14 protein-coding genes are annotated in these 14977 nt (G+C 42.8%); 3 read left to right on the top strand and 11 right to left on the bottom strand.

What is annotated here, in order from left to right; all coding sequences use genetic code 11:
• Positions 1-203: 203 nt before the first annotated feature.
• From ED652_RS17750 to ED652_RS17735, 4 genes are all read right to left on the bottom strand, one after another.
• On the bottom strand, positions 204-968 hold the full coding sequence (locus ED652_RS17750) for an ABC transporter ATP-binding protein (protein ID WP_017105113.1): 765 nt from the start codon (positions 966-968) through the stop codon (positions 204-206).
• Between the two features lie 12 nt (positions 969-980).
• A complete protein-coding gene (locus ED652_RS17745) occupies positions 981-1931 on the bottom strand; it encodes an iron chelate uptake ABC transporter family permease subunit (RefSeq protein ID WP_122055660.1) in 951 nt (316 codons plus the stop codon).
• Positions 1924-2877 carry an ABC transporter permease gene (locus ED652_RS17740; RefSeq protein WP_122055659.1) on the bottom strand — a complete coding sequence of 318 codons (954 nt, stop codon included), beginning with the start codon at positions 2875-2877 and terminating at the stop codon, positions 1924-1926. Before ED652_RS17740 ends, ED652_RS17745 begins: the two co-directional genes overlap by 8 nt.
• Before the next feature lie 98 nt (positions 2878-2975).
• Positions 2976-3908, bottom strand: a complete 933-nt coding sequence (locus ED652_RS17735) for a siderophore ABC transporter substrate-binding protein (protein ID WP_122055658.1) — start codon at positions 3906-3908, stop codon at positions 2976-2978.
• 997 nt (positions 3909-4905) lie between these two features.
• Between ED652_RS17735 and ED652_RS17730 the strand changes: the two genes are divergently transcribed.
• Positions 4906-5115, top strand: coding sequence for a hypothetical protein (locus tag ED652_RS17730; protein WP_004731601.1), 210 nt, complete (start codon positions 4906-4908; stop codon positions 5113-5115).
• 240 nt (positions 5116-5355) lie between these two features.
• Here the strand turns inward: ED652_RS17730 and ED652_RS17725 are convergent, their stop codons facing one another.
• Entirely contained in the window at positions 5356-5949 is a 594-nt protein-coding gene (locus tag ED652_RS17725) for a hypothetical protein (protein WP_122055657.1), read from the bottom strand.
• A gap of 679 nt (positions 5950-6628) precedes the next feature.
• On the opposite strand from ED652_RS17725, the gene ED652_RS17720 reads away from it, so the two are divergent.
• Positions 6629-7168, top strand: a complete 540-nt coding sequence (locus ED652_RS17720; RefSeq protein WP_065104622.1) for a DUF3332 domain-containing protein — start codon at positions 6629-6631, stop codon at positions 7166-7168.
• A 103-nt stretch (positions 7169-7271) separates the two neighbouring features.
• Here ED652_RS17720 and ED652_RS17715 read toward each other — a convergent pair whose 3' ends face one another.
• From ED652_RS17715 to ED652_RS17700, 4 genes are read right to left on the bottom strand one after another with little or no spacing between them, the layout of a single operon-like run.
• Positions 7272-7931, bottom strand: a complete 660-nt coding sequence (locus ED652_RS17715; RefSeq protein ID WP_017109126.1) for a potassium channel family protein — start codon at positions 7929-7931, stop codon at positions 7272-7274.
• Positions 7932-9032 carry an AI-2E family transporter gene (locus ED652_RS17710; RefSeq protein ID WP_102291367.1) on the bottom strand — a complete coding sequence of 367 codons (1101 nt, stop codon included), beginning with the start codon at positions 9030-9032 and terminating at the stop codon, positions 7932-7934.
• A 23-nt stretch (positions 9033-9055) separates the two neighbouring features.
• The gene (locus ED652_RS17705; RefSeq protein ID WP_017109124.1) at positions 9056-10075 is read right to left on the bottom strand and encodes a DUF2955 domain-containing protein; all 1020 of its coding nucleotides are present in this window, start codon (positions 10073-10075) and stop codon (positions 9056-9058) included.
• Positions 10065-11186: an HlyD family secretion protein gene (locus ED652_RS17700; protein ID WP_017109123.1), complete on the bottom strand. Its 1122-nt coding sequence runs from the start codon at positions 11184-11186 to the stop codon at positions 10065-10067. The genes ED652_RS17705 and ED652_RS17700 overlap by 11 nt, the downstream gene beginning before the upstream one ends.
• Positions 11187-11345: 159 nt before the next feature.
• Here ED652_RS17700 and ED652_RS17695 point away from each other — a divergent pair, with 159 nt between their 5' ends.
• Entirely contained in the window at positions 11346-12341 is a 996-nt protein-coding gene (locus tag ED652_RS17695; RefSeq protein ID WP_102351541.1) for a helix-turn-helix domain-containing protein, read from the top strand.
• A 36-nt stretch (positions 12342-12377) separates the two neighbouring features.
• Here the strand turns inward: ED652_RS17695 and ED652_RS17690 are convergent, their stop codons facing one another.
• Entirely contained in the window at positions 12378-13445 is a 1068-nt protein-coding gene (locus ED652_RS17690; protein WP_017109121.1) for a sensor domain-containing diguanylate cyclase, read from the bottom strand.
• Positions 13446-13563: 118 nt separating this feature from the next.
• Positions 13564-14511 (bottom strand): Solitary outer membrane autotransporter beta-barrel domain, encoded by a 948-nt coding sequence (locus ED652_RS17685; protein WP_229636220.1) that lies wholly within the window; start codon positions 14509-14511, stop codon positions 13564-13566.
• Between the last annotated feature and the right edge of the window lie 466 nt (positions 14512-14977).

Below are 14977 nucleotides of genomic sequence, written 5' to 3'. Positions count from 1 at the left end.
TCAAACCAACGCTTGTCGAAGTATGACCAGTCAATATTACGTCGATTAAGTCATTATAATACAAAGGAAATTATACAGATTACTTTTGAAGCCAGACCTTTTATTAACAAAATACAAACTGGCAAAAACAAAAAGAGCTCTTCACTTGGGAGCTCTTTTCACTTAAGCCATTAGAGAATCAAATCGCCTAGCGAACCAGCACCCTAACGACCTGAATAATACATACAGATTCGAACACCATCGAACTCACGAATCTCAAATGGGATCTCGTAGATCGATTCCATCACTGATTTTTCAACCACTTCCGAAACCTTGCCCGACTTAACCACTTGGCCTTTTTTCATCGCAACAATGTTATCTGAATAGCAAGAAGCAAAGTTGATGTCGTGAATCACGATCACCACCGCTTTATTAAACTCATGCGCTAGACGACGCAGCGTCTGCATGATTTCAACCGAGTGTTTAATATCAAGGTTATTCAGAGGTTCATCTAAAAACACATAATCCGTATCTTGCGCCACAACCATCGCGATAAACGCCATTTGACGCTGACCGCCACTGAGCTCATCTAAGTATTTGTTTTGAATGTCGGTAATGCCAAGGTGCTCTAGCGCTGTATCGACGATCTTATGATCTTCGTCTTTCAAGCGACCTTGGGAATGCGGAAAACGGCCAAAACAAACCAGCTCACGAATCGTAAATCGCATATTGATGTTGTTTGATTGTCTTAACACGGCAAGGTGTTTCGCCAGCTCTTTGGTATCCCACTCTGCCAGTAACTTATCGCCAATGACCACTTCGCCCGCATCACTTTCGGTTAAGCGACTCGCCATAGAAAGCAGCGTGCTTTTACCCGCACCATTTGGACCAATGATAGAAGTCACTTCCCCTTTCGGGAACATGGCACTGGCATCATCCACCACAAGTGTCTTGCCATACTTCTTACTCAAACCTGTTAATTTAATCACTACTTACTACCTTTACTGAATTCTGGTGCGTAACAACAAGAACATAAAATACAAACCACCGACCAAGTTAATGATCACGCTGACAGTGGTTTCAAACGCCATTACTTTTTCGATAAACCATTGGCCTGAAACTAATAGAACGACCGCTAACAAACTGCTCGCGATGATAAGTACGCGATGTTGATAAGATTTGAATATCTGACGCGCTAAGCTCACGGTGATTAATCCAAAGAACAGCACAGGGCCAACCAAAGCCGTCGATACCGCGACCATCACTGACACAATCACCAAGGTAATCTGAGTCAGTCGCTTGGTGTTCACCCCTAAGCTTGTTGCGTTATCGACACCAAGCCAAAGCACATCAAGCTTGGGAGCCAACAACCACAGGCCAAGCAAGCTCAAACCCAGTGGAATAAGGCTGAGGTAAACCAGTTCACCTTTCACGTTATTGAAGCTCGCGAACATCACATTTTGCAGCACGGCAAACTCGTTCGGATCGATCAACATCGCAAGGAAGTTAGCCAAGCTTGAGAATACGCTGCCGCACACAATACCAATCAACAACAGTGTAAATACGTTGTTTCGCTTACTCTTGAAGTAAAAATGGAACAGCGCAAACGAGAACAAGATCATCACAGTCACAGACAATGAAAAGTTCGCGATTGCATCAATTACCCAAAAGCTAGTGCCGCCAAACACAAACAGTAGTGCCGTTTGAACCAGCATATATAAACTGTCAAAGCCCAAAATTGAAGGGGTGAGAATTCGATTATTGGTGATGGTTTGAAAAACCAATGACGATGCAGAGATCGCCACCGCCGCCAACACAATCGACAGCAGTTTTGGTAGTCGCAAAGACAAGAAGAACTCGTAGTTATCCCACGTAAGTCCCTGCCCCACAAATACTGCCGCCATACCCAAAGACGCGATAGCCAGAATCGCAATTTTTACTGAATCACGCATTCGACTTGTCTCTCATGATCAGGTAGATAAAAATCAAGCCGCCAAAGATGCTGATTACCATTGAGATTGGAATCTCATAAGGGAAGATAACGATTCGAGCTAACAAGTCGCAGGCCAATACCAAGATCACGCCCCAGTAGGCTGTCCAAGGCAGAATTTTCTTCATGTTATCGCCCATCATCAACGACACGATATTCGGCACGATAAGGCCAAGAAATGGGATAACACCAACGATCATCACCACCGAAGATGCGCAGATAGCAACCAATGCAACACCAATGAAGACGATCTTCTGATAATTGAGGCCAATGTTTTTTGCGAAGCTTTCACCAATACTTGCCGCACTGAACTGACTCGCAAAGTAATAAGCCAACACACATGCAGGAACCGCGAGGTAAAGGATTTCATAGCTGCCTTGCAATACACTTGCAAAGTTCGCCATCGTCCATGCCGACATGGTTTGTACTAAATCGTATTTGTAAGCGATAAAGGTTGTTAGAGATGAGACAACGTTGCCATACATGATGCCAATTAAAGGCACCAACACCGCATTCTTGAACTTGAGGTGTTGTAAGAAGCGAACCAACAACATGGTGCCTAACACCGCAAACGCAAAGATAAAGCCTAAGTAGCTCCATTGAGCGGCATTACCCAGCACTAGAATACCGACGATGTAACCCAACATGGCACAATCAATCGTGCCCATCGTAGAAGGTGCAGCGAACTTGTTCTGAACAATCTGTTGCATGATAAGGCCAGAAACACTTAAACCAGCCCCAGCTAGCACGATCGCGAACAGTCGAGGTATCCGACTAACAACATAAATGGAATTGGCGTGTTGGTTGCCATTGAAGAAGTCACTAAAACTGATTTCAGCGACCCCAATCATCAACGACATAACGCATAACACAACAAGAAATACAGCAGCGGCAATGGGTTTCAACATAGAAATAATACTAAAGGTAGGTCTCTTTGAGTCCGTATGAAAAGTAAAAAAGGGCTTATAAGAACGCTCTTATAAGCCCGAAATCTGATGGTTAATAACTATTGAATCGTGCGTTCAATATCACCCAACATTCTGTGAATCGCTGTCACGCCACCACCCGCCAAATACCAAGCACTTGAATCAAGGTAAACAATATTGCCTTGCTGCGCTGCAGGTGTCGCCGCAACTAATGGGTTATCAAACAGCTGTTGTGCGCGACCTTCTGACTTACCAATCGCTTTTTCACGGTCGAGAACATAAAGTACTTCAGGTTTTGCATCGGCAATGTATTCGAACGAGATTAAGTTACCGTGTGTACCTTTAATTGGAGCGACTGTCACACTCTTTGATTCAACGTATCCGAAGTCATCAAAGATGATTGAGAAGCGACTACCTTTGTTGAACATCGCAATGTTATTGCCGTTGTTCATCAGCATCATCGCAGTGGTTTCGCCAGAGGTTACTTTATCGTTTACCGCTGCAATCGAATCTTGAGTTTCTGTGATGATCGCTTCCACTTCTGCTTGTTTATCAAACAGCTGGCCGAGTGCGCGCCAGTTTTGTTGAGCATCAGCCCAGTACTTGTCACCCTCAATAGAGAACATGATGGTCGGAGCAATTTGCGCCAGCTTGTCGTAAACCTTAAGCATGCGGTTTTCCGCGATGATCACATCAGGTTTCAACATGTAGATAGCTTCAAAATCAGGTTCGCTCAACGAGCCAGTATTCGCCGTCGTTTCTTTGTATGACGTAAGGTAATCAGGCATTAGGCTGTGAGGCGCGCCTACTGGTTTCACACCAATTTTATCCAACACATCCAAGCTACCAAAGCCAAGAACCACCACTCGTTGTGGTACTTCATCAAACTGTGCTGTGCCCTTGACGTGCTCAATAGTCACGGTTTCCGCTTGAGCGGTCATCATCAAAGACGATGCAAGAACGATGGCAAGTCCGCTCAATAACTGGCGAACTGAATTAATAGTTTTCTTCATGTTTCTTCCTTTGCCATTGAGATAAACCACCACTCATGACAATAAAAGTCACACTACTCATAGATGAGCATGGGGAGTACACAACTGCTAAATAACGATAATTTAAAGTTTGCCATTGAATTGACAACAAACTTGTAACGCAAGTGATAATTATTATCAATTATATTTGCGATAAAATTGAGGCACAGCTACTTTGTTATTCAGAAACGTAAAAGTGGGTATTCATGTTTTGCGTAGTCGGGAGAGAGTTGAGAGTGGCTCAAAAAATGACAAAGGCGGCGAAGCGGAAAATGATCATAAGTTAGAGAGAAAAAAGATGGCAAAAACAAGCTAAACCGTAGAGCAGGTAAAAAGTAAACACGACTAATATGTGTATAAGCATTAAGTGTAAACACACGCCATAGCCCCTGAAGTCACTAGACTTCAGCCAAAACTTAGAATTACAATTTACAATGTAAAGATGCTATATAACAGCCACTTAAAAATCTACAAACTTGCCGTTAAATTGACATTACTCATTGTAAAGAATACGACTAGATGCAAAATCACAGATGGGTTAAAAACACATGACTAATCACACCCCATTCGTTCACTCATCCTCAACAGATGATGATAAATCAATCAAAAATATTTTTAAATTTAATTGAAAATAGGGTTGTAATTTAAAAAACTAGGCGTATAGTTCGCCTCCTGGCTCTAATCTATAGAGCTGTTAATGCTAAAGTAAGTCCAAGTTCCACAAAGACAGTTCTCGATTCCTCGTTACACCATCTCTGCGTCAGCTTTCACCTAGATAGTCATTCAATAGCTTTTAAATCAGATCCCACTACCGTTCTATTCATCATTTGCTTTCTTTTTAGCGAATTCAAAATAGATCGACTACTTAAATATAAATGTAATAAACACAAGGCACAGTTATGTCACGCAGAACAACACGACAAACCCATTGGTACCAACTATCACGCGAAAAAACAGTCAATAAACTAAAAGGTAATAAATGCTCAAGATTAAAATAGACTTACACAAAGAAGAGATTTCATGGGTCACCGAGATTCGACAGCTCAATAGCGATATACTCCACCGCCACATATTGCCCAAGCTACAACATCACAGTTATCTCATCGACTTTGAATTTAATGAACGAGAAAGCATCGGAACTATCGTTTCAGGCAACGGAAACACCCTAGGACATTTCACACTCCTATAGCATTTCCCATAGGCTACAGAAAGAAACACCGTCTAGTTCGACAGATACAAAAAAAGTCAAAGATGTCACCCTCAATTCGCTCTAGCAGAACAAAATAGAGTAGAAGTAAAACAGATTAGAAACCTAGCCCTTTTTGCATTTCACACGCGGCTAACGCTAGCTAGGTTATCGTACTTCTATTGAAACCAACTTATATCAAACTCTGAATCACCAATGAGTCATTATCATTGCGTTCATGGACTAATAAGTTAACGGCATCGACCTTAGCTTTTGATCAAGAGTATATAAGTGTTCTGCAGCTTGCATGTGTTGAGGGTAATCACTGAACTTCTCACGATTCTGCTCATTCATCTTACATGTCTCATCCACCAGCATTAACTTCCAATACAGCTTTGTTGTATGCAGCATCGCCAGTAAAGGTTTGAACACCTCTTTCTCATAAGCTTGAATCAGCTCTTCAATCAATTCGTCACGCTCGTCTTCACTTGCGATTGAACCATTGGTTGCCGACAATACTTTTTGATATTTCAGATTGAGTTGCAGCTTATCCATCACCGTTTGGTTATCTTCCGCCAGTTCGGTAAGCTTTGACTTAATAATGTTCACCCAATTCTCTTGGCTAAGAACCCTATCATCGATACTCGCAAAATCTTCGCGTATTTGACGTTCGACGTCTTTTTGAGCTTTCTTTAAAACGCCACGAACCTTTTGGAAAGGCAGCTGATATTCCTTACTTAGCTCGATAATCAGTTTATGAAAACCACCATTTGGAAGGTGTAAGTTTTCCTTAAACGTCGCCATTGCAGCTTCTTGCTGCTCTGTAAGGTTAGTCATTCTCTTTCCTATTCTTGATAACTCACGGTGCTGAGCCCGCGATCATACCACTATTATCCACGATTTCTCGGTAACTTCATGAGTTACACCTAGGTATGTCCTTAAATTATCTCAACGTCTTCTCTTTCGGCTAACTTTCAATCTATATGGCATTAAATGGTAAGTCTCAACCGGCGAATATTCGTACATTAGTCGCACAGGGTATAGAGCCAGACAGGAGTCATTACTTACTTATGAAAGATAACAATGAGAAATAACCATGACCTATTCTGAATACAAAGATTCTGACTTACATAAATGCATGAGCATTGCTGCAGAAGCAATGGTTGCAATCTCCAAGTTTGCCTTTAAAGCCACAACCCTTTTATTCCGATTTTTCCGCTGGCTTGCGGTGAAGACTTTTACCTATGTCATGAAGTAGCCGTGTTATTAGCACGACACTCCTTTAAAAAACATGAAGCGCGCCCTTTAGGTCGCGCTTTTTTTATACCCAACGTTTTATAGCTAACTTATCTATACCTAACTTTTCTATATCTAGTTTTTGATGCCTGCTTTTGGTGTCTAAAGTCGAATCCATTTTATATCGCCGATGGCGTTAAATGGTAAAACTGTTCATCGATTAAAATCCATACTACACCTGTTCCAACAAAACAGACTTCTAACTTATACAGGTACTTAAATGAAAAAGATTGCACTTAAAATTGTAGGACTAACGGTTTTGGCTTCTGCGCTAACTGGTTGTATCGGTAGTAACGCCGTAACAGGGAAAGTGATGAAATTTAACGTCGAAGTTGTCGACAACCGTTATGCTCGTGCTGGTGTGAACTTCTTATTAGCGCCTGTATACGGTATTACTACCGCGGCCGATTATGTGGTATTCAACTCATTGGAGTTCTGGACGGGTAAAAACCCAATCAGTGGTTCGCCACACATCTTTGATACCAAAACAGATACCCACTTCAAAGTGAATGATGAGCTTGATCCAAGCCTCAAAGAAGCACCTGTAGGACCGATTTCAAGCAATCGTGCCATTGAGACTGGTGAGATGATCAAAATCGACGAAAACACCATTCAAATGGACATTGTCTACACAAGCGGCGAAACCGCGACGCTGACTGGAATCAAAGATGGTCAGAACGTGAGCTATTACATGGACGGTCAGCTTGTGTCGCAAACAACTATCGCTGAATTAGAGAAGATTCAAGGCACTGAAGCTTAAGATTCGTAGCTCATAGGGAGTTCAACCTGAAAGCTACGTTTGACTTTGAAGAACGTAAAACAAAAAAGAAGCCCGGCTACTGCTGGGCTTCTTTGTATGTGTTCTATTGAGATTGAGACTGTGCAAGCCGGATACTCACCAAGCTCGCCACCATGATGGCTAAATAAAAACTGCCAATAATGGATTCCATAAACACAAAGAACTGTGCGACGGGCAAAGCCGGTGAAATGTCACCATATCCAACGGTGGTTAGCGTGATGAAACTAAAGTACAGCGCATTAAACAGGTTCGTCAGCCAAATTTTTTCTTCCAAGCCATTAAATGCATTGGGTAAAATTTCCAGAATCAACAAATATATGGTCGCCCAAGCCAGCCCTATCAGTAAGTAAATACAGATAGAACCAATAATGTGATTGGGCGTGACCTTCGTGGCTTGCATCACCTGTTTAAGAGCAGAATATATATGTGAGAACAGAAACACCGCCAATGCCGTTAACGTCACTATCGAAAGGTTATAGTCCTCCAAAAATGAGAATACCCCCGACACCGTAGCGGTTATCAAGAGCAGACCATACCAAGAGCGATACAAGGCTCGCTCTTTATGGATGCCTACAATCGAAACCGCCAAAGTAATAATGATCAAAAACAGAATGGTCTTTTGACCTTGCGGATAAAACTGTTGCATCACTGCACAGCCAAAAAACAGCACTAACAATGCATAAAATAAGAAGTAGAAGTTGTCGTCTTTAGAGACTGGCTTCATCTATTTTTCCTCGACCTCTGCGGTTTTTTCCTCAGTTTCTTCTTGGTTTTTTTCTTCAAGTCCAAGCCACGCCATCATCAGCTCATAGCTTAAACTCAGTATCACAGCACCGACAAACAAACCGACAATGCCCGACATCGCCATGCCACCTAATGCGCCCAACAGAATCACCAACATTGGAATATGAGATCCGCGGCTTAGCAATACTGGCTTCAAGATAGCGTCACTACCACTGACCAAAATACACCACACTAAGAACAAGCTCGCCGCTAACGTTGATTCAACGCTGAACATGTAAATGATCGCAGGCAATAGAGCAAGAATCGGTGGAAGTTGGATGATTGCAATGAGCAGCACAGCTAGCGCCCAAAATGCAGCGGCAGGAACGCCTGCAATCACCAAACCGATTGCCGACATCATGGATTGAATCACAGCAACACCGATAACGCCTTGCACAACACTGCGCACGGTCGACTTAGACAGCTGAACCAATTCTTCACCTTTGCCGTCCGTTAAACGCGCCACTAAATGAGTGACTCCTGTTTGGCATTTATCGGCATTGCTCATGAACGCGCCAGCAATAATGGTCGAGATAATAAATTGAATGAAACCACCACCTAGTGAGCCTAAAACTGAGGCCACTTTTGAAGCGAATATCTTGAGTTCTTCAGCATACTTAATGAACACCCCCTCGATATTGTTCGAGGCATGAACCAAAGTTGCATAGACCTTTTCACCAATCAAAGGGATGTCTTGCAAAGATTCTTTCGGTTTAGGCAGTGACAAAGTTCCATTTTGTAGCCCCGCCATCAAATCGGATGCGCTGGTGTAGATACCTGAAGAAAGCGCAACCAGTGGAATCAACAGCAATAACACGCCGATGAAACTCAGTAATGCACTGGCTTTGCCTTTCGACATCCCGGTTTTATTCGAAATGGCAACGGCAACTGGATACAACGCAGTCGCAATGATCGCGCCCCATATCACCAAAAGAATGAATGGGCGCAAAATAGAAAAACACCAATACACAAGCATGGCTATCGCTGCGATCTTGATGGCAGCGTCTATCGCCTGTTTTGAAAAATCATCGGTTAACTTCATGAGACGTCCTTGTAAGAGCAAAATTAAGGCTGATTTTGTAAGAACTTCCAATTCCTAGTTTCAAGGAAGAGTGAAGCCAAAATCATATATATGCCAATTAACACTAATTGGAATATGCGTATGAATGTGTTGCTATCGATGTCACCGGAGCTCATCAATGTGCTACCAACCAGTACCAGTAAGGTGCTAAATGCAGTGGCGAAAATAGGTGCTTTTTCAGGAACCGTGTAGATCTTGGTAGCCATAAGAATGGCAATAAGTCCTATAAACAAAGAATAGAAGACAATGTTGGGTACTATAGAAAGAATTGAAAAAGCAGCAATCGCCAGCAATCCCCCGATACCGTTACTTATCACCAGAAAAGCGCTCAACTTTATCGACTTCTCTGACGTAATCATCAACGATAGCAAGGCAATGAACATCATTGTCAGTAAAGCTTCAGATATTTGAAAAATAAAGAAAAAACAAACTACTGGATAGGAGATAATCATCGCCCTAAAGGCCGCATACCAACGCTGTTTCTTTTCGAGTGGCGCTGCGGCGAACCCTGAGAATTCAGATTTAGGCTCCGGAAAAAAGAAATGCACGAGTGCAAAAATCGTCACCGAAACCACACCAGATGTTGCCAAGCCCGACGCTAATAATACGGAAACACCCGGATTAGAAATGGCCATGAACGGCAACATGAGCACTGCGATCAACAGAATCGTTGCAAACAAATTCCATTTAGGATCAACGAATAAGTAGTAACCCCAAAGCATCATCAAGCCCACTAAAATCAAAAGAGGGACTGGGTAGTGTGTGATTCCACGAGATAACAGCAAGCCCAACCCCATGGTCACCACCACTGCCAACAACAGCTCGTAGACGGTTTCTTTATGGAGATCTGGCTTGTCGATTAGGAACTTGGCTGTGAATACAGGAGCCACAAATGCCAATGGCCAATTGATCCACGCCGCCAAAAATACAGCCAACGTGACCCCGACGGTGTAACGCAGGATCCGTTGCTGTGTTTGTTGGTCAAGAATGGGCTTATCGGACATAAGACAATACGCTTATAAATCGAATCCACAATTTGCCTATCGCATTGAAAACAAAGTTATCACCGCTGTAAACAATCACGTCCGCTTGCCCACCAACTCTCAACATTCCTTGCATATCATCGCGTTCAAATTCAATCATGATAGGAAGCATCTGAGTTTGACGTAACCAACCTGTTTGCTGACTCGCTTGAGCAAGTTTACCCGCTTGATCATTTTGCCCCCAGTCTACGCCCCAATCGATACTGCTCACTCGGCCTTTAACGATTTGCCCCGGAGCAAAATCGAGAGCGACTTCCACTTCATCACCCACAGTGACATTACCCAGGCTGTTTTCACGGAAGTAGGCTTCAATCCAAATATCTTCAGTAGAAACAAACGTCATAATGGCTTGCCCTGCAGATGCATAGAAACCTTCTGACAAACTGAAATTAGACACACCACCTTGAGTCGGCGCTTTAATAACTGTACGTTCTAGGTTTAATTGAGCTTGTTCCAACGCCAATAATGCGGCTTTCACTTGGCTGTTTTCTTCACCTTCTTTACCCATTTGTTGTTTCGCGCCTTCAAGATCCGCCTCTGCATTGACAACAGCCGCTCGAGAAGTTGCTAGAGCGGCCCTAGCTTTGTCTGCATCTGATTTAGAGACCACACCTTTGTCGGCCATCTCCAATACACGTTTAGCTTGCAACTTGGTGTTCTGTCTTTCAACAATCGCTGACGTAAGCTTGGCCTGTGCAGAAGCAATACTCGCTGTTTGAGCACCAACATTTTGCCCGGCAATCTCAAGGTTTTGTTCAGCTTGTGCAACTGCAATTCGGTAATCCGATTCATCAAGAATAGCGAGCGTATCACCTTGATTAACCAATTGATTCGGTTGGACTAAAATATCCAAAACTTTGCCCGACACCTCTGGTTTAATCGGGACGATATAACCCTTCACGCGTGCATTATCAGTGATTGGAATAATACGATCTGCGATTACACTGAATAGCAGTGTAAATGCCACAAAAAATAGGAGGTAGTTCGTGACCTTTCTTACCCTGTCTTTTCCGTTTTTTGGTTGAGTAACTTCTTCACTATCGTCTTGCTTGTTCCCTGTGACTTCAGACATGGGACTCCCTTCTAAATAACTAACATCAACAAAATTAATACCTTAAAAATAAACCCGACCATGGAAAACTCAAGTAAATAGGGTTAGATTTATTAAACTAAACACGCTAAATGATACGCGTGTCTAAATAATGCAATTGCATACAAGGACTGTTGAAATATGGTTGACGCCACTTACCAAGTGCCTGTAATTCAAACCAATTACGCAAAAATACTGGTTCAAGTTTTTACTGACTACGGACTTGACCTACATAAATTGCTAAAGGATTCGGGTTTGCCGCCTGATCTTATCGAGTCTGAAAGCGACTTTGTGCCATCAGAATCGATTAAACGACTGATTTATCTAACGTCGTCACAACTCGGCGTCTCTCGCTTTACAGACCTACTCGCCCTCGCCTTTAAACAAAGAATCATCCCATACGTATTGCATCAATTTACCGAGTTCGAAACGATTGAAGATTCGTTAAAGCACATCAACACGATTTTCACCTACGATTCTCCCGGCAGCAGAGTCGACTTTATCCAAGAGCATGGGCAAAGTTGGTTTTGTCGAACCGCCCCTGGAGATAGTTCTCCGATGTTCCAATGGGGTGAAGTTTTCGCTATCACCTATATCATTGAACTAATAACCATTTTATCTAAATCACCTTGGCAACCCACCAAAGTCCGCTTACAAGGGCATAACACAGACATCGTAAAAACACTGCTTTCAAGTCACTGCCAACTGTTTATCGACCATAGCTCTACAGCCATTATGATCCCTGACGAGATCTTACAAATCCCTATTCGTCTCACGGCCAAAGATTTGAGTAACAAGCCTGCGATTGTTGAGTGGCACACGAGCTTTACTGACAGCGTTTATGAGCTACTCAAGCCCTATATGAAAGAACAAGACCTCTCACTTGAAGAAGCGGCTGAACTACTCAACTTTTCTGTGCGAACTTTTCAACGCAAACTCAAAAATGAAAATACGACCTATCGAAAGATCAAAGAAAACCTTATGTTTTCAGTCGCATGTGAGCTTATGGAAGAAGGTCACACGCTGACTTACATTTCGAGCCAGTTGGGATACACCAACATCTCTCATTTTTCGCGAGCCTTCAAACGCGTATCAGGCCTCACGCCCAAGATTTACCAACGCTCGATCTCGGCTTAGATGCAGATCTAACCAATTAGCCAGAGCGACACACGCCTAACTAAGGACGATTGGTGTCGCGTAACCTGAGCTAAAGCTAGAGCTACACACCCTATTTCGCCCGTTATCTTTGGCGCAATAAAGCGCCTTATCTGCACTGCGATAAGTCGCTTCGGCTTGTGCCTGTATTTCAGACACACCACTGCTCACGGTTAAATTCAAACTTGTGCCTTTGGCTATCACTTCTTTCAATCGATACATCGCCTCAAACGCTTCTGCCAAGTTAGTTTCTGGCATTAAGATAGCGAACTCCTCACCGCCAACTCGCGCTACGATGTCAGTGTCTCGGCTGTTATTTCTCAGCAGTTCAGCGACCTCTTTAAGTGCCGCGTCACCTTGGTCATGGCCGTGGTTATCGTTAATGGATTTAAAGTGATCCAAGTCGATTAGCGCCAAACAAGAGTGCGTGTAACCATAACGCTCCGCTAAGTTTGAATAATGGTTGAGATCTTTATCAAAACGGCGACGATTCCAACACCCTGTTAGAGAATCGGTGTCCACCAGCATTCTTAATCGACGCTCTAATACTTTGCGTCGACTAATATCCGTAAAGGTCACAACGTATTTATTATTGTGCGGCAGGATTTCGGTTAGCTTTTCCACTACAACGTTGACAGTAAACTGCTCGCCAAGTCGACTGACCCCACTCAACTCACCTTTCCACCTATGATTTTCCTTAAGTGAACGAGTGATAGTCGATATCAAACTGCTGTTATTCATGAAGCAGAGATCAGAAATCGGGCGAGACTCGACTTGGTCAAAGGCATAGCCTGACACTCGCGAGAACTGTTGATTGACTTGTATTACCCTCAATTGACTGTCGAGGATGATAAAACCAGCGACGCCATCAATGATCGCTTCAGACAAGCTATTCTTGCTTTGAGCCATTTCATGTCGATATAGGCGTGCAGTAATGAGGCTGCTGAGCACAAATAAAGCGCACACAGAAAAAGCCATGACTGCCGAAGAAACCACACTCAATAACCACAGACTAACGGCCATATTGAGGGCAAGTGTAGACACCACGTATAGCGGAATTTTGCGGTCAAAACTTAACTTGTTCATAGTTTGCTCTGGTGATGGGCGAATCGCTATGATGGCTAAGTTTCCACTAAGATATTTACCATTTTACGACACATACAAATTCAAATTATATGCATACTTTTAAGATCAACGACTTATGCTAATTATTGAGTAAAAAGAGTAAGCTACCGCCACTCAATGAACTTCCGTAATTGAAGTTGATTCCGACGCCAAAGTTATCAAAGAAGTAAGAATCGTAAGGAACATCAAATACCAAACCAGCCCCAAATTCGTAGTAATAATGGGTGTCAAAAGGATCTTCGAGATCACCCGCGATATCGATTCGTCTGAAGTTATAGTGAACCTGCGGGTTATTTAGGGAAAGTGACTCCCACTTTACGTTTTGTCTGAATTCAATCTCATTAATAAACCGGAAACCTTCAGGGTTACCGATATCACCGTCGTTGGCTTCTCCCCACCCTGTCCCATAAAAATAACGAGCTCTAGAAGATACGTTCCAGCTTCCCCAGTTGGTCGGCTTTAAATACTGCAACTTAACGGAAGGCTCACCGATTAATGCCCATGCTGACGTGTTCAACGCATAACCATCGAGTTGCGATTGAAAGGTTCTGGTGTAACTGTTTTTGTACTCGTATTTATTGCGGTAATAGAGTGTGTGGACGCCTAAGCCATAACCGATAGACCAATGTCGGTCTAACTGGTTTTGAAGCCCCATAAAGCCATACAGGCCCAACACGGTGTCTTTATTTGGATTCAGACGACGATCAGAAGTCACGTCGGTTGAGAACTCAATGTCTTGTTCTGACAACACATAAGATGCGCGCACAGACCAAATCACATCGAGATCAGGATTGTCGGTTTTGATGGTCGACGAATAAGGAATGGAACCAACGCTCACCTGGCTACGGGTATCAATGGTTTTGTCAGAACCAAAACCGTTGTCATTGAGGTTAATAAACGAGTTCGGATCAAAATCAACAAAGCCAATCGAAACAGCGTCACTGTCTGTAAGGGCAATCGATGCGGCGAATATCTTCTCTAAACGATCCTTTATCGCTTCATTTGAAGCATACGCAGTCGAAGACATGAAGCTACCAAGAATAAGGGAAATTAAGGTGTGACATAACGTGCGGGGTGAAAGCATTAAGTTGACTCCATTCAAACTTATGCTTCAAGTGTAATTGGTAATATCACTATTTCAATCAGATAGTTAATGAAGGTGTTGATATCCCTCTAAGTTCGAGTTGTAAGAGTGTCGCTAAATCTATCGTGCCCCAAAGCTCTTCTACGTCTTGTATCCTAAAATAAATAATCATACGTACTCCTCTTTAAGTCGAAGTACCATCTTGAATCAATCTCGACAGGGATACTTACCATAATACGCCACACCCGGTTTAAGAGCTGTTTCGCATATAAAAGAATAAGCGTTTGAAAATTATAAGTTTATCTCCTAAGTTTTTTATAACCCTTTACTCAGGAAGATGTAGATGAGCAATATCATAGACTGAACCTTAAGCATTAAGTTTTGCATAAATCCCGTCTAACGTAATGTT

Origin of the sequence: Vibrio sp. Evd11 (genome assembly GCF_900382755.1) — a bacterium.
GTDB classification, from domain to species: Bacteria; Pseudomonadota; Gammaproteobacteria; order Enterobacterales; family Vibrionaceae; genus Vibrio; species Vibrio lentus.
Note: the sequence above shows the minus strand (reverse complement) of the source record. Positions and strands in the feature narration are given on the sequence as shown.